This window comes from Pseudomonas sp. GP01-A4 (assembly GCF_058780865.1).
This window is the reverse complement of record NZ_JBYSWF010000054.1, coordinates 34,736-54,248: the sequence shown is the minus strand read 5'-3', so window position 1 is coordinate 54,248 and position 19,513 is coordinate 34,736. Positions and strand designations below refer to the sequence as shown.

Annotated in this window: 15 protein-coding genes; 8 read left to right on the top strand and 7 right to left on the bottom strand. The window is 61.4% G+C overall.

Translation table 11 applies throughout. The features are described from left to right. Positions 1-665: 665 nt before the first annotated feature. The 3 genes from AC3WKX_RS25380 to AC3WKX_RS25370 all read right to left on the bottom strand — a co-directional run bounded on the left by AC3WKX_RS25380 (position 666) and on the right by AC3WKX_RS25370 (position 2,973). Positions 666-1,565, bottom strand: a complete 900-nt coding sequence (locus tag AC3WKX_RS25380; RefSeq protein ID WP_003211808.1) for a hydroxymethylglutaryl-CoA lyase — start codon at positions 1,563-1,565, stop codon at positions 666-668. Between the two features lie 12 nt (positions 1,566-1,577). After that, positions 1,578-1,976 (bottom strand): MerR family transcriptional regulator, encoded by a 399-nt coding sequence (locus AC3WKX_RS25375; protein ID WP_003211806.1) that lies wholly within the window; start codon positions 1,974-1,976, stop codon positions 1,578-1,580. Between the two features lie 67 nt (positions 1,977-2,043). Next, on the bottom strand, positions 2,044-2,973 hold the full coding sequence (locus tag AC3WKX_RS25370; RefSeq protein WP_003211805.1) for a LysR family transcriptional regulator: 930 nt from the start codon (positions 2,971-2,973) through the stop codon (positions 2,044-2,046). A 150-nt stretch (positions 2,974-3,123) separates the two neighbouring features. Here AC3WKX_RS25370 and AC3WKX_RS25365 point away from each other — a divergent pair, with 150 nt between their 5' ends. Next, a complete protein-coding gene (locus AC3WKX_RS25365) occupies positions 3,124-4,353 on the top strand; it encodes an acyl-CoA dehydrogenase (protein ID WP_003211803.1) in 1,230 nt (409 codons plus the stop codon). 139 nt (positions 4,354-4,492) lie between these two features. On the opposite strand, the gene AC3WKX_RS25360 is transcribed toward AC3WKX_RS25365, so the two are convergent. Further along, entirely contained in the window at positions 4,493-5,833 is a 1,341-nt protein-coding gene (locus AC3WKX_RS25360; RefSeq protein ID WP_102605508.1) for a substrate-binding domain-containing protein, read from the bottom strand. A gap of 201 nt (positions 5,834-6,034) precedes the next feature. After that, positions 6,035-6,847 carry an exodeoxyribonuclease III gene (gene xthA, locus AC3WKX_RS25355; protein WP_003211800.1) on the bottom strand — a complete coding sequence of 271 codons (813 nt, stop codon included), beginning with the start codon at positions 6,845-6,847 and terminating at the stop codon, positions 6,035-6,037. Positions 6,848-7,050: 203 nt separating this feature from the next. On the opposite strand from xthA, the gene AC3WKX_RS25350 reads away from it, so the two are divergent. From AC3WKX_RS25350 to AC3WKX_RS25320, 7 genes are all read left to right on the top strand, one after another. Then, complete coding sequence (locus AC3WKX_RS25350; protein WP_003211798.1) at positions 7,051-7,701, top strand: GNAT family N-acetyltransferase; 651 nt, start codon at positions 7,051-7,053, stop codon at positions 7,699-7,701. A 64-nt stretch (positions 7,702-7,765) separates the two neighbouring features. Next, on the top strand, positions 7,766-9,493 hold the full coding sequence (locus AC3WKX_RS25345; RefSeq protein WP_102605509.1) for an autotransporter assembly complex protein TamA: 1,728 nt from the start codon (positions 7,766-7,768) through the stop codon (positions 9,491-9,493). Then, a complete protein-coding gene (locus tag AC3WKX_RS25340; protein WP_102605510.1) occupies positions 9,493-13,176 on the top strand; it encodes a translocation/assembly module TamB domain-containing protein in 3,684 nt (1,227 codons plus the stop codon). Before AC3WKX_RS25345 ends, AC3WKX_RS25340 begins: the two co-directional genes overlap by 1 nt. A 145-nt stretch (positions 13,177-13,321) precedes the next feature. Next, complete coding sequence (locus AC3WKX_RS25335; protein ID WP_003211792.1) at positions 13,322-13,795, top strand: MarR family winged helix-turn-helix transcriptional regulator; 474 nt, start codon at positions 13,322-13,324, stop codon at positions 13,793-13,795. Further along, entirely contained in the window at positions 13,792-15,255 is a 1,464-nt protein-coding gene (locus AC3WKX_RS25330) for an efflux transporter outer membrane subunit (protein ID WP_102605511.1), read from the top strand. The genes AC3WKX_RS25335 and AC3WKX_RS25330 overlap by 4 nt, the downstream gene beginning before the upstream one ends. 15 nt (positions 15,256-15,270) lie before the next feature. Then, positions 15,271-16,488 carry an HlyD family secretion protein gene (locus tag AC3WKX_RS25325; protein WP_102605512.1) on the top strand — a complete coding sequence of 406 codons (1,218 nt, stop codon included), beginning with the start codon at positions 15,271-15,273 and terminating at the stop codon, positions 16,486-16,488. Positions 16,489-16,552: 64 nt separating this feature from the next. Beyond that, positions 16,553-18,085, top strand: coding sequence for a DHA2 family efflux MFS transporter permease subunit (locus AC3WKX_RS25320; protein ID WP_003211786.1), 1,533 nt, complete (start codon positions 16,553-16,555; stop codon positions 18,083-18,085). A 130-nt stretch (positions 18,086-18,215) separates the two neighbouring features. Here AC3WKX_RS25320 and lpxH read toward each other — a convergent pair whose 3' ends face one another. Both lpxH and AC3WKX_RS25310 read right to left on the bottom strand, forming a co-directional pair. Continuing rightward, positions 18,216-18,965, bottom strand: a complete 750-nt coding sequence (lpxH, locus tag AC3WKX_RS25315; protein ID WP_102605513.1) for a UDP-2,3-diacylglucosamine diphosphatase — start codon at positions 18,963-18,965, stop codon at positions 18,216-18,218. Beyond that, positions 18,962-19,465 (bottom strand): peptidylprolyl isomerase, encoded by a 504-nt coding sequence (locus AC3WKX_RS25310; protein ID WP_003211783.1) that lies wholly within the window; start codon positions 19,463-19,465, stop codon positions 18,962-18,964. Before AC3WKX_RS25310 ends, lpxH begins: the two co-directional genes overlap by 4 nt. Positions 19,466-19,513 lie beyond the last annotated feature (48 nt).

Sequence of the window (19,513 nt, the reverse complement as noted above, 5' to 3'; positions counted from 1 at the left end):
TGCCGAGTGGTGGGGCAAGAGCGTTTTGCTTACTTTTGCGCTGTTCAAAAGTGAGCCGCTGTAAGAGCGGAACCAATCTCAGCCATCACCCAAAAAACGGATATACACGCAAATCACCTTCCCCGAGAAAGCACAAAGGGGACCCGAAGGTCCCCTTTAATTTGTCGTTGCGTGCTCTTTTTTTATTATTGAGGGGCGGTCTATTGTTGTTTTTGGCAACCGTGGCCCTTTACCGCTGTTTTTGGCGACCCCCATCCGGGGTCAAGAGCAAACGTATTTTTTTGAGCGCTGATCTGCTTCTTCGCACGCGATCCAACCAGTGGGTAGCTACCTTGAGGTAGTTTTTTGTTCTTCTCTATCCGGTTGCGGGTTTCGGCAAGCCGTACCCTGCGAAGCACATCTTCTCCAAAAAAATCTGTTAGCTGCGTCTCTGCCGTGTTGTTTTTGTTATGTCAGAGTCGTTACGTCTTATTTTTATTAGGTTTGGTGCTTTTTATTCTTGTTATGCAATAGAGATAGCAGAAGCCGTGCCAACTTTATAAAGTCCTTTAAAATCAATGCCTTGATTTTTTGGTGAGAAATTTCCTTCAGGAAATGCGACAAAATATGTTCCCGTGTTACCCGGTGTGTAGCCGCGAGGTAACACATCGTCACAAGCGCACTACTCAACCGGCGCTGCGAGCCTTCGCCACGCGCGAACCGGTGGGGCGGCCGAGTACCGTACAAATCTGCTGACCCGCCAGAATCAGCTTGTCCATGTCGATACCCGTCTCGATGCCCAAGCCATTGAGCAGGTACAACACATCTTCAGTGGCAACGTTACCGCTGGCCCCTTTGGCATAGGGGCACCCGCCGAGGCCCGCAATAGAGCTGTCGAACACCTGGATACCTTCCTCAAGGCTGGCGTAGATATTGGCGATGGCCTGGCCATAGGTGTCATGGAAGTGCCCGGCCAGCTTGTCCCGTGGCACCTGCGCGCCGACCACCTCGAACATCCGGCGTGTTGCGCCTGCAGTGCCGGTGCCAATCGTGTCGCCCAGGGACACCTCATAGCAGCCCATGGCGAACAGCTCGCGAGCGACTGCCGCGACCTGTTCCGGCGCGACCTGACCTTCATAAGGGCAACCCAACACACACGACACATAACCCCGCACACTCACACCGTGCTGCCTGGCCGCGTCCATGATCGGCACGAAGCGTTCCAGGCTTTCGCTGATGGAGCAGTTGATATTGCGCTGGGAAAACGCCTCGGAAGCCGCCGCAAATACGGCCACTTCTTTTACGCCCGCCGCCAGTGCATCTTCAAAACCCCGCAGGTTTGGCGCCAGCGCGCCATAGGTCACGCCCGGCTTGCGCTGGATCTGCGCAAACACCTCGGCCGACCCGGCCATCTGCGGTACCCATTTGGGCGACACAAAACTGCCGACTTCGATGTAACCCAGGCCGGCGGCACTCAGGGCGTCCACCAATTGCACCTTGTCGGCGACGCTGATGGGTTGCGCTTCATTCTGCAGGCCGTCGCGGGGGCCCACTTCCACCAGGCGCACATGAGAGGGGAGGGACATGGCAGCTACCTTTTATGAATGGCCAACCTGGCCCTGAATGGTCTGTTCCAGCGCCTGGGTGCAACGCTCTTCGGCGGTGTCCAGTTCGAGCTTCATCTGTTCGATGTCGAGCAACTGTTGTTCCAGCTGCTCGCGGCGCTCGGCGATTTTCGCCAGCATGCTGTGCAGCTGTTTCTGGTTGCCGCTGGTAGGGTCGTAGAGTTCGATCAGTTCCCGGCACTCGGCCAGGGAAAAACCGATGCGCTTGCCCCGCAGGATCAGCTTCAGGCTGACCTTGTCGCGGGGCGAATAAATGCGCTCCTGGCCCCGGCGTTCCGGGGACAGCAGGCCTTGTTCTTCATAGAAGCGAATGGCGCGGGTGGTGATGTCGAGCTCGCGGGCGAGGTCGGAGATGCTGTAGGTCGTGCTCATGAGGGCGCTCAAGGAGTGTCTTGAGCGTTAAGCTAATGGCTGGTTGACGTTAACGTCAAGCTCGCTCCTACAGTTTGTCCAGCTTCTTCTCATGGGCCGTCACCTGCTGGCACAACTCGATCATCTGCTCGCGCATCCAGCGGTTGGCCGGATCCTGGTCGGTGCTTTCATGCCAGTACAGATGGGTTTCCACCATCGGCACATCATTCACCGGCAGGTTGAACCAGTGCAGTTCATGGCGCCGTGCAAAGCGCTCCGGAACGGTCATTACCATGTCGGTCTGTTGCAGCACCTGCGAGGCCATCAGGTAGTGCTGGGAGCGCAGGGCGATCTTGCGTTGCAGGCCCATCTTGCCCAGCGCCAGGTCGACATGGCCCAGGCCGTTGCGCCGGCTGGAGATATGAATGTGGGTCAGCGACAGGTAGTCATCCAGCGTCAGTTTGTCCTTGCCCGCCATCGGATGGCCCTTGCGCATGGCGCACACGTAGCGGTCTTCCATGAGCTTGACGTGGCGCACTTGCGGGTCGGTGTTGAGCGGCGCATCCACGGCAAAGTCCAGGCGACCGGCCGCCAGTTCCTTGGTGGTTTCCCGGCGCTTGGACAGGAAGCTCTCGATTACCACCGTCGGTGCCAGGCGGCGCAGGCGCTGGAACAGCGGCGGCAGAATCACCGCTTCGGTGAGGTCGGTCATGCTGATGCGGTAGGTCTTGGCCGCCTGTTGCGGGTTGAAGATCCGGCTTTCCTGTACCGACACCCGCAGCAGCGACAGCGCATTACGCACCGGGCCAATGATGTTCTGGGCCATGGGTGTGGGCACCATGCCTTGGGCTGTGCGCACGAACAGCGGGTCGTTGAAGGTCTCCCGCAGGCGGGCCAGAGCGTTCGACACCGCAGGTTGGGTAATCCCGACAATCTGCCCGGCGCGGGTCAGGTTGGCTTCGGTGTAGATCGCGTCAAAGACGATGAAGAGGTTGAGGTCGACCTTGCTCAGATTCATTTCGCTGCGCTCTTATTGTTAGGTGTCCATACGCCGATCATATATCGGTGATGAATGTTAATACACGCCGAGAATAGGCTAGGTAAATTATCAGCGCTGTTCTAGCATCGATTCATGACCTCAACAACCTCCATTGAGAAGGTGCTGCCCATGGATTTCGCCTATTCGCCCAAGGTTCAGGAACTGCGTGAACGCGTCACCGCGTTCATGGACGCCTACGTTTATCCGGCCGAGCCTGTGTTCGAACGCCAGGTTGCCGAAGGTGACCGCTGGCAGCCCACCGCCATCATGGAAGAGTTGAAGCTCAAGGCTAAAGCCGAAGGCCTGTGGAATCTGTTCCTGCCGGAATCCGAATTGGGCGCCGGCCTCACCAACCTGGAATACGCACCCCTGGCCGAAATCATGGGCCGCTCCTTGCTGGGGCCGGAGCCGTTCAACTGCTCGGCACCGGATACCGGCAACATGGAAGTGCTGGTGCGCTACGCCAACGAAGAGCAAAAACAGCGCTGGCTCGAACCGCTGCTGCGCGGCGAAATCCGCTCGGCATTTGCCATGACCGAGCCGGACGTGGCTTCCTCCGACGCCACCAACATGGCCGCCCGTGCAGAACGCGACGGCGACGAGTGGGTGATCAACGGTAAAAAATGGTGGACCTCCGGCGCCTGTGACCCGCGCTGCAAGATCCTGATCTTCATGGGCCTGAGCAACCCGGATGCGCCGCGTCACCAGCAGCACTCGATGATCCTGGTACCAGTGGATGCGCCCGGTGTGAAGATCGTGCGCCCGCTGCCGGTGTTCGGCTACGACGACGCACCCCATGGCCACGCCGAAGTGTTGTTTGAAAACGTCCGCGTGCCGTACGAAAACGTCCTGCTGGGCGAAGGCCGGGGCTTTGAAATTGCCCAGGGGCGCCTTGGTCCGGGCCGTATTCACCACTGCATGCGTTCCATCGGCATGGCCGAGCGCGCGCTGGAACTGATGTGCAAGCGTTCCGTCAGCCGTACTGCCTTCGGCAAGCCGCTGGCCCGCCTGGGTGGCAATATCGACAAGATCGCCGACTCGCGGATGGAAATCGACATGGCGCGCCTGCTGACCCTGAAAGCTGCCTACATGATGGACACCGTGGGCAACAAGGTCGCGAAAAGCGAAATCGCCCAGATCAAGGTGGTGGCGCCGAACGTGGCGTTGAGGGTGATCGATCGCGCCATCCAGATCCACGGTGGCGCCGGCGTATCCAATGACTTCCCGCTGGCCTATATGTACGCCATGCAGCGCACCCTGCGCCTGGCCGATGGCCCGGACGAAGTGCACCGCGCAGCAATCGGCAAGTTCGAGATCGGCAAGTATGTGCCGCGGGAAATGATGCGCAGCGGGCAGTAAAACCGAGGTGTCTTCATCGCAGGCAAGCCAGCTCCCACAGGGGAATGCAGCCAACTGTGGGAGCCGGGCTTGCCGCGATGAGGCCAGTTGATCGTTTCCACGCTCTGCGTGGGAATGCTGCCCCGGACGCTCCGCGTCCTCAATACACCCAGACCTCCACCCGCCGGTTCTTGATCCGTCCCTCATCCGCCGTATTTGCCGCCACCGGCATCTCGGCACCGAACCCCTGAATGTCCCTCAGCACCACGCCGCTTTTAACCAGTTCCCGGCGCACCGCCATCGCCCGCAACTTCGACAATAGCGCCGCCCGTTGCGCATCACTCTTGGCATCCCCAAACCCCACCAGCGTCACCTGCTTATCCAGCTTGCCGTGGCTCTTTATATAAGCCACTACCCGCATCAGGTCCTGGCGCGCCTTGTTGTCGAGGCTGGCACTGCCTTCCTCAAACCGGAAATTCACCGTCAGGCGCTGCGCTTGTCGGGCAATCGCCTGGTAATCCCCGGGCATCGGCGCCCGTGGTTCCACCGCCATGGCCTGCACCTGCTGTGCGATAAAACCGTTGGCGGCGACGATCGCCTGGCCCTTGCTGCTTTGTGCAAAGTCCACCAGGGCCTTGGCCCAGGGGTTTTGTGCAACAGGTGGCAGGTAGAAGAACAACCGGCGTGACAGTGGGTAGTCCTCGGTGGCGATCAAGCTGTTCAGCGGCAACATCGGCTGCGAGTCGCCATCGACGATGGCCACCGCCTTGGCCTGGCGCACATAGGGCAATCCGATAAAACCGATGCCCTGGGGGTCATGGCTGACAGCATCCGACAACTGCTCGCTGGATTCGAAGCGCTTGGCGCTGCCATCCAACGACTTGCCGCGCCGGCTGAGCACCAGTTCCTTGAAGGTGTCATAGGTGCCGGATTGATCATCCCGCGCGTACAGGTGAATCTGGCCACCGATGCCGCCCAGTTGTTCCCAGGTCGAGACTTCGCCGCTGAAGATCTGCGCCAGTTGCGCGGTATTCAACGTCCCCAGCGGGTTGCGTGGGTTGAGGATGATCGCCAGCCCGTCAATGGCGATGACCTGTTCGGCGTCGGGGCTTTTCAGGTCGCCGAGGGCTTCGAGGTCCACCAGTTCGCTGTCCTTGATCGGCCGGGAAGACGCCGCGAGGTCGGCGTTGGCGTTTTTCAGGGCTGCGAACCCGGTGCTGGAACCATGGGCCGCCACTTCCACCGTCACCTTCTGGCCCTGGCGAGTCTTGCCGACGATGTGCTGTTCGTTGGCCTGGTCAGATGGCTCGCTGTGCACCGCTTGCAACCCCTGTTGCTCCATCAGCCCCTTGACCAGCGCCGGGCCAAGTGCCGCGCCGATGGTATTGGAACCCTGGATGCGCAAGGCCGGGCCATGTTCGGGGAAGGGCAGAGGGGTGGAAAAAGCGGCGAGGGGAAATGCGCTGAGCAGGGCCAGCAGGGATAGAACGCGCAGCATCATGCCGGCACCTTCTCAAGCCAAAGGGAGTGCCGCGAGATTAAGTCAGAGAGGTTTCAGCAATATGACCGGCATCACGCCGTCAAAAAGTGTGGGAGCGGGCTTGCTCGCGAATACGGTGTGTCAGTCGACGTATCCGGTGACTGACACACCGTATTCGCGAGCAAGCCCGCTCCCACATTTAACGGCGCTGCTGTTAAGAAATCAGCTCAATTCCAGCCATATCGGTGCATGATCGGAGGGTTTTTCCATGCCGCGCAGGTCGTAGTCCACACCGGCATCCTTCACCCGGGGCAACAAGCCTTGGGAAGCCAGGATCACGTCGATTCGCAGCCCGCGCTTTGGCTCGTCTTCAAAACCACGGCTGCGGTAATCGAACCAGCTGAAGCGGTCTGCCACATCCGGGTTGAGGTGGCGGAAGCTGTCCACCAGGCCCCAGTTCTTCAGGCGGGCCATCCACTCGCGTTCTTCCGGCAGGAAGCTGCACTTGCCGGTCTTCAGCCAGCGCTTGGCGTTGTCGGCACCGATGCCGATGTCGCAGTCTTCCGGGGAAATATTCACATCCCCCATCACCACCACGGCCTGGTCATTGCTGAACTGCGACTCCAGGAGGGTTTGCAGGTCCTCGTAGAAGCGCTGTTTGGCCGGGAACTTGGTGGGGTGGTCGCGGCTTTCGCCCTGTGGGAAATAGCCGTTCATGATGGTAATCGGGTTGCCGTTGGCGTCGGCGAAGGTGCCCCAGATAAACCGGCGCTGGGCGTCTTCTTCGTCACTGGCAAAGCCTTTGTGCAGCGCCAGCGGTTCCTGGCGTGAGAGCAGGGCAACACCATAGTGGCCTTTCTGCCCGTGGTAATACACGTGATAGCCGAGGGCCTTGATCTCATCCAGCGGGAACTGGTCGTCGTGGACCTTGGTTTCCTGCAGGCCGATCACGTCCGGCTGGTGTTTCTCGATCAGTGCCGCCAGCTGATGAGGGCGGGCGCGCAGCCCGTTGATATTGAAAGACACGATTTTCATGGTCGGCGGTCCAGTCTGGCAAAAGGGCGATGCTAGCCGACAATGTAGGACGGGAGCCAGCCTTGTAGCAGCTGCCGAGGCACAAGGCTGCGTTGGGCTACGAAACGGCGTCCGGTGGCTACACTGAACGAAACAGTGCCGCAGACGTTCGTAATAACAAGAGCGCGACCTTTTGAGTCAGCGCCCAGGGGAGATTCACTGTTATGCCTGACACCTCGACTGCCATCGCCCAGATCCACATGCTCGACAGCGGCTACTCCCGCGAAGCCCGTTCGCTGTTGTACCAGGCCTATCGCCATGAGCCGACGTTCGCCTACATCTTCGAAGCCGAACGTCCCGGCTACGAACAGCGGGTGCGCGCCACGGTGCGTGAGCTGGTCAAGCAGCACTTCTTCCAGAAACTCCCGGCGATTGGCCTGTTGGTCAACGACCGGCTGATCGGCATCGCCCTGATCGCGCCACCGACCCGCCGCCTGGGCATCACCGAAAGCTGGGCCTGGCAGTTGCGCATGTGGCTGAGTACCGGTGTGCGCGGTACCCGGCGTTACCTGGAATACCATCAGGCAGTGCTGGCGTGCCTGCCCTCGGATTCGGTGCATGTGCTGCCGTTGCTGGGGATTCACCCGCAATTCCAGGGCAAGCACTACGGTGAGCAACTGCTGGAAGCGGTGCACAACTGGTGCGCCGAAGACCCGCATTCCTCGGGCGTGGTGCTGGACACGGGGAATTCTCGCTATCTGGAATTCTATAAGCGCCAGGGCTATGAAGAGATCGGCGAGGTCGCTGTAGGACCGGTACTGGAACACGTGTTCTTTCACGCAAATCCGCAGGTGTTACAGGCTGCAACGGTTTAAGACAGAATTATTCAGACAAATCCGGGTTCTAACTCGCTCCCAAGCTCGTGTAGCATCCCGGCCTATGAAGTTTCCAGGAAGATTTACCAGCGGCTTGATTCTGCTGTTCACGAGCTGCAGCGCCTTGGCGCAAAGCGAATTGGATGTGCGCATCAAGCCTTCAAACGACGCGTTGAAAGCCAACATCGAAGGCTATATCGGCGGGGTCGGCGATCGTGACGAAGAAGCCCTGCTGCGGTTCAGCCGTGGCGCCGAGGAGCAGGCCCGCAAGGCCGCCCAGGCGCTGGGCTACTACCAACCGCAGATTGCCAGCGATGTGAAGGGCGGCAAGAACCCGCGCCTGATCCTCACCATCGACCCCGGCGAACCGGTGCATTTGCGCAATGTGACCATTCGGGTCGACGGCCAGGCCGCCGACCTCAAGGCCTTTCGCGTGCCCGCCAGCGACCAACTCAAATCCGGCGCCGTGCTCAACCACGGCAACTACGAAGACGCCAAGCGCGTCATCCAGAACCAGGCGTCACGCTACGGCTTTTTCAGCGGGCGCTTTACCAGTCAGAAACTCTCGGTCGACCCCAAGGCGGGTGTGGCCGATATCGAACTGATTTATGACAGTGGCCCACGCTACACCTTGGGCAAGGTCAGCTTTGCCGGCGATACGCCGTTTGATGAAGACCTGCTGCAACGCATGGTGCCGTTCAAGAGCGGCGCGCCTTACGACTCCGAACTGATCGCCGAACTCAACCAGAACCTGCAATCCAGCGGCTTTTTCGAAGGCGTGCGCGTGGACGCCGCTCCGGCGGCCTCGACCAATGACGTGATCCCGGTGGCCGTGCAACTTGAAACCCGCAAGCCGCGCACCATGGGCCTGGGCCTCGGTTACTCGACCGACGTCGGCCCGCGGGGCAAGGCCAACTGGACGCGCCACTGGGTCAACCCCCAGGGCCACAGTTATGGCTGGGAAGCCGAGCTTTCCGCGCCTCGGCAGAACGTCGGGTTGTGGTACGACATTCCCATGGACCCGCCACTGACCGACAAACTTCGCTTTGCCGGCGGTTACCAGAATGAAGAAATCGCCAACACCGACACCCTGAGTAAACTGCTCACCCTCGGCCCCGAGTGGCACAGCAAGTTGCCCAGCGGCTGGACGCGGGTGATCTCGCTCAAATGGCAGCGCGAAGAATATCGCCTGGGCAACGACTCGGGCCTGAGTACGCTGCTGATGCCGGGCATCAGTTATTCCTACCTGCGCAGCGACAACCGCATCGACCCGCACAATGGCTATCGCCTGCTGTTCGACGCCAAGGTCGCCAAGGAAGGCCTGGGTTCCGACACCAACCTGCTTTACGGCACGGCGACCATCAAGGGCTTGACCACCCTGTGGGACAACCACCGCTTCCTGGCGAGGGCGCAGTTTGGTGGCAGTGCCACCAACGGCTACAAATCCGTGCCACCGTCGTTGCGCTTTTTTGCCGGTGGCGACCAGAGCGTGCGGGGTTACGAGTACCAGACCCTGTCCCCGGAAAATGATCGCGGCGACCGCATCGGTGGTCGCTACATGGTGGCCCTGAGCGCCGAGTATCAATATTCCATCGCCGAAAAATGGCGGATCGCGACCTTTATCGACCAAGGCAACTCGTTCAACACCCTGGAAATGCCGAGCCTGAAAACCGGCGTGGGTGTGGGTGTGCGCTGGGTGTCGCCGGTTGGCCCGATCCGCCTCGACCTGGCCCATGCCCTCGAAGATCCGGGCGGCATTCGTTTGCACTTTTCCATGGGGCCTGAGCTGTGATGCGTGGTTTGAAAATAGCGGGGCTGGCCATTCTGGCGGTCCTCGCGGTGATAGTGCTGGCACTGTGGACGGTGCTGGGTACCCAAGCCGGCAGCCGGTGGGTGCTGGGCCAGGTGCCGGGTTTGACCGTGGAGAATTTCCAGGGTCGCCTGGGCGGGCAGTGGAGTGCCGACCATCTGTTATGGCAGCAGGACAGCAGCCGCGTGGAGCTTCAGTCGCCAAAGTTCGACTGGTCGCCGGCCTGTTTGATGCGCATGACCTTGTGCATCAACCAACTGGATGTGGAGCAGGTGAGCCTGCAATTTCCACCCGGCACCGAAGAAAGCAGCGGCCCGATTACCCTGCCGGACCTGAAACTGCCGGTCGCCCTTCAGTTGGGTGACATCCGCGTTGGCAGCCTGCTGTTCAATGGCAGCGAAGAGCTCCAGGGCCTGCAGCTGGCGGCGCACTGGACTGCCGCCGGGATGCAGATCGATTCGGTGCACCTGCAACGGGACGGTTTGGTCCTTGACCTGTCCGGCCTGCTGCAACCCACCGGCAACTGGCCGCTGGCCGCCAGCGGCAACCTGAGCCTGCCTTACGCCCCGGGCGGCGCGCCCTGGACACTGGCGCTGAAGGTCGATGGCGATTTGCTCAAGACCCTCAAGCTCGACGCCGACAGCAGCGGCTACCTGCCGGCCAAGCTCAGCGGCGAACTGCAACCGCTGGTGGAAAACCTGCCGGCGCAACTGCGCATCACCGCCGACGGCTTCAAACCCAGCGCCGATTTGCCCGATACCCTGCAACTCAATCAGCTGGACCTGACCGCCAAGGGCGACCTGAGCAACGGTTACCAGTTGCTGGGCAAAGCCGTACTGCCCGCGGAAAAAGGCCCGGTGGACCTGCTGCTGCAAGGCAAGGTCGACGCCAAGGGCGCGCAGATCGCCGGGCTGGATTTGAATGCCGGTGACAAGCAAAGCCTCAAGCTCAGTGCCAACCTGGACTGGCAGCAAGGCTTCAGCGCCGACGCGAAAATCGACTGGCTGGATTTCCCGTGGCATCGCCTGTACCCCGTGATCGACGAACCCCAGGTGGCCTTGCGTACCTTCAATGGTGAAGTTTCCTACAAGGACGGCAACTATCTGGGCAACTTCAAGGCCGACCTCGACGGCCCTGCGGGCAAGTTCAGCCTGGCCAGCCCGTTCAGTGGCGACCTCAAGCAAGTGTTCCTCCCCGAGTTGAAACTCGCGGCTGGTCAGGGCAAGGCCGAAGGCCACCTGAACCTGCAATTTGCCGATGGCATCGCCTGGGACACGGCGCTGGACCTGTCGGCGATCAACCCGGCGTATTGGGTCGCGGAGTTGCCCGGCACCCTCGCGGGCCCTTTGCGCAGCAAGGGCGAAATGAAGAACGAGCAACTCAAGCTCAATGCCGACCTCGACCTCAAGGGCCGTCTGCGTGGCCAACCTGCCGTGCTCCAGGCCAAGGCCGAAGGCGCAGGCGAGCAATGGACCCTCGGCACCCTGGACATTCGCCTCGGCGACAACCGCATCTATGGCAGCGGCAGCCTGCAACAGCGCCTTGCCGGGCAGATCGACATCAAGCTGACGCGCCTCGCCCAGCTCTGGCCGCAACTGCGCGGGCAGATGAATGGTCGCCTCGACGTCGCCGGCACCCTGAAAGCGCCGCAAGGCAAGCTCAACCTGGTTGGCCAGCAACTGGCGTTTGAAGATAACCGCCTGCAAAACCTGACCCTGGACGCGAACCTGGATAATGCCCAGCGCGCCAAAGTCGACCTGAAAGGCAGTGGCATCCAGGCCGGTGAAACCCAGCTCGGCACCTTCAGTGCCAGCGCCCAGGGCGATATCAAAAGCCAGAAAGTCCAGCTCGACCTGGCCGGCCCGTTGCTCAAGCTGGCCCTGGCCCTGGACGGCAACCTCGACAAAGGCAACTGGCGCGGGCGCCTGGCCAGCGGCGATGTGCAAGCCGGTGGCCAGGACTGGAAGCTGCAAGCGCCGGCGAAGATCGAGCGCCTGGCCGATGGCAAGCTGACCTTTGCGGCGCACTGCTGGGTCTCCGGCCCGGCGAGCCTGTGCGGCGAAGACCAGCGCCTGATGCCCGAGCCGAAGCTGCGTTATCACCTCAAGCAGTTCCCAATCGACAGCCTGGCGCAGTGGTTGCCCAAGGATTTCGCCTGGCAGGGCAAGCTCAATGCCGACGTGCAGCTCGACCTGCCGGCCAGCGGCCCCAAAGGCGTGGTCTCGGTGGACGCCAGCGGCGGTACCCTGCGGGTCAAGGACAAGGACCAGTGGCTGGATTTCCCCTACGACACGCTGAAGCTGGAAACCACCCTCAACCCCACGCGCATCGACACCCAGCTCAATTTCCGTGGCGGCAAGCTCGGCGAGTTGCTGTTGCAGGCGCAGCTCAATCCGCTGGCAAAGAACAAGCCGATCACCGGCAACTTCACCCTGACCGGCCTCGACCTCGCGGTGGCCCGCCCCTTTGTACCCATGGTCGAGAAGCTCAACGGCAAGCTCAACGGTAACGGGCGAATTGGCGGCAGCCTGCTGGCGCCTCAGGTCAACGGCAGCATCAACCTGGTGGGGGGTGAAATCTCCGGCCCGGAACTGCCCACCAGCATTGAAGGCCTGAATATCCAGGCGTTGATTGCCGGCGAAAGCGTGCAGCTCAATGGCGGCTGGCGCAGCGGCAAGGCCGGGCAGGGCACTATCAAGGGGCAGATCGACTGGGGCCAGGCCCTGGCGGTGGATATCGCGCTGCAAGGCACGCAACTGCCGGTCACCGTGGAACCGTACGCGGCCCTGGAGGTGGCGCCCGACCTGAAGATCAGCATGAAGAACGACAAGCTGGCGATCTCCGGCAAGGTGCAGATTCCCAAGGGCGAGATCACCGTGCGGGAATTGCCCCCATCGACGGTCAAGGTCTCGGATGACACGGTGATCGTCGGCAGCCAGACCGAAGAGGGCAAGCCGCCGATGGCCATGGCGATGGACATCGATGTGGAGGTAGGCAAGGACAAGCTGAGCTTCGCCGGGTTTGGCCTTACCGCCAACCTGCAAGGCCATGTGCACATCGGCGACAACATGGACACCCGTGGTGAACTGTGGCTCAACGACGGCCGCTACCGGGCCTACGGCCAACGCCTGACTGTGCGCCGCGCGCGATTGTTGTTTGCCGGGCCGATTGACCAGCCGTTCCTGGATATCGAAGCGGTGCGGATCACCACCGAGCCGTCCCGGACCGTCACCGCCGGTATTCGTCTGAGCGGCAGTGCCGAGCAGCCGACTACGCAAATTTTCTCGGAGCCGGCCATGGCCCAAGAGGATGCATTGTCGTACCTGGTGTTGGGGCGTTCGCGCACCACCAACGGTGAGGACAACAACATGCTGGCCGAAGCGGCGCTGGGTCTTGGGTTGATGGGCAGTGCCGGGGTCACGTCGGACATCGCCAAGAACCTGGGCATCCAGGACTTTGAGCTGGACACCCAGGGCAGTGGCAACAACACCGCCGTGGTGGCCAGCGGCAAGATCTCCGAGAAGCTCAGCCTGCGTTATGGCGTGGGGGTGTTCGAGCCGGCCAACACCATCGCCTTGCGCTATTTGCTGAGCAAGAAGGTGTACCTGGAAGTGGCCAGCGGCGTGGCCAGCTCCCTGGATATTTTCTACAAGCGCGATTTCTGATCCGTCCACGGTAATGGTGGGAGCCTGGCTCCCACCATTTATCCGCTAATTAGCAAGCAACCTAACTATTCGTTTGACATTCGCTGCCTAGGCAGTAACATCGTGTCACACATTCACTGCTTAGGCAGTTAATAGGCTGGTCACGATGAAGCACTTCACCCCCGAAAACTTCCACAACTGCCACCTCGGCCTGCTGCTGGGCCGGGCTGCGCTGCTCAAAGACAAGATCATCGACACCCACATGGAACCCCACGGCATCACGGCCGCGCAGTTCAAGGTGTTGATCATCATGGCCCAGTACGGCGTCGACACCCCGGCCGAGCTGTGCCGCAACCTGTCGTTGGACAGCGGCTCCATGACCCGCATGCTCGACCGCCTGGAACAAAAGGACCTGCTGGCGCGCAAGCGTTCCGAGCAGGACCGGCGCCAGGTGCAGTTGGTGCTGACCGCCGAAGGCCAGCGCGTGGCCGACATGCTGCCGCACATCGGTGCCCAGGCCTTGAACCAGTTGGCGGGCGCGCTGGAGCCGGGTGAATTGCAAACCCTGGAAAAAATCCTGAAGAAAATTCTGATAGCTGCGGGTGACCCCATCACCATCCAGCGGGTAGGTAGTGCATGAACAATCGCTCCTTGCGTGCCGGCCTCAGCCTTGTGCTGGTGGCCATGACTATGGCCGGTTGTGCCAATTTCAGCGGCTTGAACACAGAAGGCAAACGCCTCGAAGCCAATAACCTGCAAACCGGCAAATCCCTCAGCGGCGTGACCCTGTCCACCGCCGCCTGGCCCACCGCCGACTGGTGGAAAGGCCTTGGCGATCCACAGCTCGACGGCCTGATCCAGGAAGCCCTGCAGAACAGCCCCGACATGCAAGTGGCCAGCGCCCGCGCCCACCAGGCCGAAGCCGCTGCCTATGCTGCCGACGCCGAGCGCATGCCAACCCTGGATGCCAGCGCCGGTGTCAGCCGTTCGCGCCTGGCCAAGGACCAGGACCCGTTGGGCCAGGGCGATGCCTACGCCACCGTGCGTAACATCGGTGCCAGCTTCAATTACAATTTCGACCTGTGGGGTGGCCAGCGCGCCGCCTGGGAAGCCGCACTGGGCCAGGCCCGCGCGGCCGAAGTCGACCAACAGGCCGCGCGCCTGACCCTGGCGGCCAACGTCGCCAAGGCCTACAGCGACCTGGGCCAGGCCCATATCGTGCGTGACCTGGCCAATGATGACCTCAAGCGCACCCGGCAGATGCTCGACCTGGGCCAGCGTCGCCTGAACTCCGGGATCGACAGCCAGTACCAGTACCAGCAAACCGAAAGCCTGGAAGCCAGCTCCCAGTCGCAACTGATCGATGCGGAAAAACAACTGCAGAGCGCCAAGATCGCCCTCGCGGTGTTGCTCGGCAAAGGCCCGGACCGTGGCAGCGAACTGGTACGCCCCAACGTGCTCAAGCCGAGCGCGGTTGCGGTGCCTTCGGTGTTGCCTGCCGAGCTGGTGGGCCGTCGCCCGGACCTGATCGCCGCACGCTGGCGGGTGGAGGCGGCGAGCAAGAACATCGCGGCCAGCAAGACCCGTTTCTACCCCAACCTCAACCTGAGCGCGAGCGCCGGGGCCGAGTCGTTGCTGGGGGATGCGATGTTTGGTTCGGCCAGCCGCTTCTTCAGCATTGCGCCGACCGTCTCGCTGCCGATCTTCGACGGCGGCCGCCTGCGCGCCGACCTCGACGCTCGCGACGCCGACTACGACCTGGCCGTGGCCCAGTACAACAAAACCCTGGTGCAAGCCTTGGGCGATATCGGCAACACACTCTCGCAATTGCGCGAGACCGGCCGGCAGATCCAGGCCCAGCAACACGCCGCTGACATTGCCCAGCAGTCCTACGACACCGGCGTCCAGCGTTACAGCTCAGGTATCGGCAATTACCTGGACGTGCTCAGCATCGAACAGCAACTGCTCCAGGCCCAGCGTCAGTTGGCCACCCTGAATGCCGAGCAAATCGATCTTTCGATTCAACTGATGCAGGCCCTGGGCGGCGGTTTCCACGCCGATAACGTGGCCTCGACCACCCCAGCCACGCGCACTGAATAATTCAAGGTACTTGTCATGGCCACTGCCGAAACCAGCAACAACGCTCCTGAAACAAACAAGGCTGAACAACCCAACACCAGCAACCCGCGCAAACGCAAAGTCATGCTGTTTGTGCTGGCGCTGATCGTCATCCTCGGCGCCTTGGGCGTGTGGGGTTGGTACGAATTGTATGGTCGCTTCAGCGAAAGCACCGACGACGCCTACGTCAATGGCAACGTGGTGGAAATCACCCCGCTGGTGACCGGCACCGTGGTGAGCATCGGCGCTGACGACGGCGACCTGGTGCATGAAGGCCAGGTGCTGATCAACTTCGACCCCAACGACGCGGCCGTCGGCCTGCAAAGTGCCCAGGCCAACCTGGCCCGCACCGTGCGCCAGGTGCGTGGCTTGTACAGCAACGTCGATGGCATGAAAGCCCAGGTGCTGGCGCAACAAGCCAACGTGCAAAAGGCCCAGGACAACTACAACCGACGCAAGAACCTCGCTGCCGGCGGGGCGATTTCCCAGGAAGAACTGTCCCACGCCCGTGACGACCTGACCTCGGCGCAAAACGCCTTGGCCAACGTGCAGCAACAGTTCAAGACCAGCAGCGCCCTGGTGGATGACACGGTGATTTCGTCCCACCCGGACGTGCAGGCTGCCGCCGCACAGTTGCGCCAGGCTTACCTGACCAACGCCCGCAGCACCCTGATCGCACCGGTGACCGGCTATGTGGCCAAGCGTACCGTGCAATTGGGCCAGCGGGTCCAGCCGGGTACTGCACTGATGGCGGTGATCCCGCTGGATCAACTGTGGATCGACGCCAACTTCAAGGAAACCCAGCTGCGCAATATGCGTATCGGCCAGCCGGTGGATATCGAATCCGATATCTACGGCAGCGACGTGAAATTCAGTGGCACCGTCGACAGCCTCGGCGCGGGCACGGGCAGCGCGTTTGCCTTGCTGCCGGCGCAGAACGCCACCGGTAACTGGATCAAGATCGTGCAACGGGTGCCAGTGCGTATCCATGTGAACGCCGATGAGTTGGCCAAGCACCCGCTGCGCGTGGGCCTGTCCACCGTGGTCGACGTCGACCTGCACGACCAGAGCGGCCCGGTACTGGCCCAGCAGACGCCGCAGAAGGCGTCGTTCACCACCAACGTTTACGACCGCCAGTTGGCCGAAGCCGACGCGATGATCACCCAATTGATCCATGACAACAGCGTCGCCGCTCCCAAGGCTGCCCAGCGCTGATTCGCCAATCCATCAGCTGCGGCCCCGGCGGCCGTAGCGCCAATCATGTTGCACAGGATTCGCGATGAGTAACGCTAACGCCTCCTTCACGCCGCCCAGCTTGCTGATGGCCACCATCGGCCTGTCCCTGGCGACCTTCATGCAGGTGCTCGACACCACCATCGCCAACGTGGCGCTGCCGACGATTTCCGGCAACCTCGGCGTGAGTTCGGAGCAGGGCACCTGGGTCATCACCTCGTTTGCCGTGAGCAACGCCATCGCGCTACCGCTCACCGGTTGGCTGAGCCGTCGCTTCGGCGAGGTGAAGCTGTTTCTGTGGGCCACCATCCTGTTTGTGCTGGCCTCGTTTCTCTGCGGTATTTCCACCTCGATGCCCGAGCTGATCGGCTTTCGGGTATTGCAAGGCCTGGTTGCCGGCCCGTTGTACCCGATGACCCAGACGCTGCTGATCGCGGTCTATCCCCCCGCCAGGCGTGGCATGGCCCTGGCGTTGCTGGCGATGGTCACGGTGGTGGCGCCGATTGCCGGGCCGATCCTCGGCGGCTGGATTACCGACAGCTACAGCTGGCCGTGGATCTTCTTTATCAACGTACCCATCGGCATCTTTGCCGTGATGGTGGTGCGCTCGCAACTGAAGAAACGCCCGGTGGTCACCAGCTACCAGCCGATGGACTACGTCGGCTTGCTCAGCCTGATCGTCGGCGTCGGCGCCTTGCAGATCATCCTCGACAAGGGCAACGACCTGGACTGGTTCGAGTCGAATTTCATCATCATCGGCGCGGTGATCTCGGCTGTCGCCCTGGCGGTGTTCGTGATCTGGGAAATGACCGACGAGCACCCGGTGGTCAACCTGCGGCTGTTCGCCTATCGCAACTTTCGCATCGGCACGATTGTGTTGGTACTCGGGTACGCGGGTTTCTTCGGGATCAACCTGATCCTGCCGCAATGGCTGCAAACCCAGATGGGCTACACCGCCACCTGGGCGGGCCTGGCGGTGGCGCCGATCGGGATTCTGCCGGTGTTGATGTCGCCGTTCGTGGGCAAATATGCGCACAAGTTCGACCTGCGCCTGCTGGCCGGGCTGGCGTTCCTGGCGATTGGCTTGAGTTGCTTCATGCGCGCCGGGTTTACCAATGAAGTGGACTTCACGCACATCGCCCTGGTGCAGTTGTTCATGGGGATCGGCGTAGCGCTGTTCTTCATGCCGACCTTGAGCATCCTGATGTCCGACCTGCCGCCGGCGCAAATCGCCGACGGCGCTGGCCTGGCGACCTTCCTGCGGACCCTGGGCGGCAGCTTTGCGGCCTCGTTGACCACCTGGATCTGGATTCGCCGGGCGGACCAGCACCATGCCTACATGAGCGAAAACATGACCACCTACGACTCGGCCACCCGGGACGCCTTGCAGGCGCTCGGCGGGGCAGGGCACAAGGCGTATGCGCAGTTGGACCAGATACTGACGAGCCAGGCGTACATGATGTCCACCGTGGATTACTTCACGTTGCTGGGGTGGATGTTCATGGCGTTGATCGTGATTGTATGGCTGGCGAAACCGCCGTTTGCAGCGAAGGCGGGGCCGGAGGCTTCGGGCCACTAAGCCTCAATCCATGATCGTTCCCACGCTCTGCGTGGGAATGCCGCTTTGGACGCTCTGCGTCCGCTTTTGAAGGTCGTGACGCAGAGCGTCACAGGATGCATTCCCGCGCAGAGCGTGGGAACGATCTGGGTCAAGCACCGGGCAAGGCCAACTGCGGGTTGACGAAGTCAAACGCCGCCAGTTGAAACCCTTGCTCATCCACCTGCAACGCCCACCCTTGCTTGTCCCAATCCCCCAGCACAATGCGCTTGGCCGCTTGCTCGCCAATCTGCAACTTGTGAATCGCCGGGCGGTGGGTGTGGCCATGCACCAACGTACGCACGCCGAACTGCTGCATCACCCTCGGCACTTCCTCGGGCGTTACATCGACAATGTCGTTGGTCTTCATTCGCGTCTGCGCGCGGCTTTCACTGCGCAGCTTGCGCGCCAGCTTGTGCCGCGTGCGCAAGGGCAGGTGGCGCAGGATGAACAGCGTGATGGGGTTACGCAGGATGCGCCGCAGCTTCATATAGCCAAGGTCGCGGGTACACAGGCTGTCGCCGTGCATCAACAGCACGGGCTCGCCTGCGAGTTGCACCACACTCGGGTCCTTGAGCAAGGTTGCGCCTGCGGCTTTGCAGAACGCCTTGCCGATCAGGAAATCCCGGTTGCCATGCATGATGAAAATCTGGGTGCCGCTGTCGCTCAGCTCGCGCAGGGCCAGGCAAATCGAACGCTGGAAGGGCGTCATCCCATCGTCGCCAATCCAGGCTTCGAAGAAGTCCCCCAGAATGTACAACGCCTGGGCGGAACGGGCGCGGCCGTTCAGTAAATCCAGAAACGCCCGGGTTATGTCCGGGCGCTCCTCTTCCAGATGCAAATCTGAAATCAGCAATATCACTCAACGATCTCGGCTTTCTCGACGATAACGTCTTCTACCGGAACGTCCTGGTGACCTGCCTTGCCGGTGGTTTGCACACCCTTGATCTTGTCGACAACGTCCTGGCCTTCGGTGACTTTACCGAATACCGCGTAGCCCCAGCCCTGCACGTTCTTGCCGCTGTGGTTCAGGAAGGTGTTGTCGGCGACGTTGATGAAGAACTGCGCGGAGGCCGAATGCGGCTCCATGGTACGGGCCATGGCGACGGTGTACTTGTCGTTGGAAAGGCCGTTGTCCGCTTCGTTCTGGATGCTTGGACGCTTGTCTTTCTTTTCTTTCATGCCAGGTTCGAAACCGCCGCCCTGGACCATGAAGTTGCCGATGACACGGTGGAAAACAGTGTTTTCGTAGTGGCCGGCTTTAACGTACTCGATGAAGTTGGCGACGGTGATCGGCGCTTTCTCGGCGTTCAGCTCGATGACGATGTCACCGTGGTTGGTGGTCAGTTTGACTTGAGTCATGTTCACTACTCTTTCAAGGAATTCGTGGGTTTGGGCGTTTTGCGCCTT

Bases quoted from the DNA above. Each gene is read 5' to 3' on its own strand.
- AC3WKX_RS25380 (WP_003211808.1), bottom strand. From the start codon at position 1,565: ATGTCCCTCCCCTCTCATGTGCGCCTGGTGGAAGTGGGCCCCCGCGAC.
- AC3WKX_RS25375 (WP_003211806.1), bottom strand. From the start codon at position 1,976: ATGAGCACGACCTACAGCATCTCCGACCTCGCCCGCGAGCTCGACATC.
- AC3WKX_RS25370 (WP_003211805.1), bottom strand. From the start codon at position 2,973: ATGAATCTGAGCAAGGTCGACCTCAACCTCTTCATCGTCTTTGACGCG.
- AC3WKX_RS25365 (WP_003211803.1), top strand. From the start codon at position 3,124: ATGGATTTCGCCTATTCGCCCAAGGTTCAGGAACTGCGTGAACGCGTC.
- AC3WKX_RS25360 (WP_102605508.1), bottom strand. From the start codon at position 5,833: ATGATGCTGCGCGTTCTATCCCTGCTGGCCCTGCTCAGCGCATTTCCC.
- xthA (WP_003211800.1), bottom strand. From the start codon at position 6,847: ATGAAAATCGTGTCTTTCAATATCAACGGGCTGCGCGCCCGCCCTCAT.
- AC3WKX_RS25350 (WP_003211798.1), top strand. From the start codon at position 7,051: ATGCCTGACACCTCGACTGCCATCGCCCAGATCCACATGCTCGACAGC.
- AC3WKX_RS25345 (WP_102605509.1), top strand. From the start codon at position 7,766: ATGAAGTTTCCAGGAAGATTTACCAGCGGCTTGATTCTGCTGTTCACG.
- AC3WKX_RS25340 (WP_102605510.1), top strand. From the start codon at position 9,493: ATGCGTGGTTTGAAAATAGCGGGGCTGGCCATTCTGGCGGTCCTCGCG.
- AC3WKX_RS25335 (WP_003211792.1), top strand. From the start codon at position 13,322: ATGAAGCACTTCACCCCCGAAAACTTCCACAACTGCCACCTCGGCCTG.
- AC3WKX_RS25330 (WP_102605511.1), top strand. From the start codon at position 13,792: ATGAACAATCGCTCCTTGCGTGCCGGCCTCAGCCTTGTGCTGGTGGCC.
- AC3WKX_RS25325 (WP_102605512.1), top strand. From the start codon at position 15,271: ATGGCCACTGCCGAAACCAGCAACAACGCTCCTGAAACAAACAAGGCT.
- AC3WKX_RS25320 (WP_003211786.1), top strand. From the start codon at position 16,553: ATGAGTAACGCTAACGCCTCCTTCACGCCGCCCAGCTTGCTGATGGCC.
- AC3WKX_RS25310 (WP_003211783.1), bottom strand. From the start codon at position 19,465: ATGACTCAAGTCAAACTGACCACCAACCACGGTGACATCGTCATCGAG.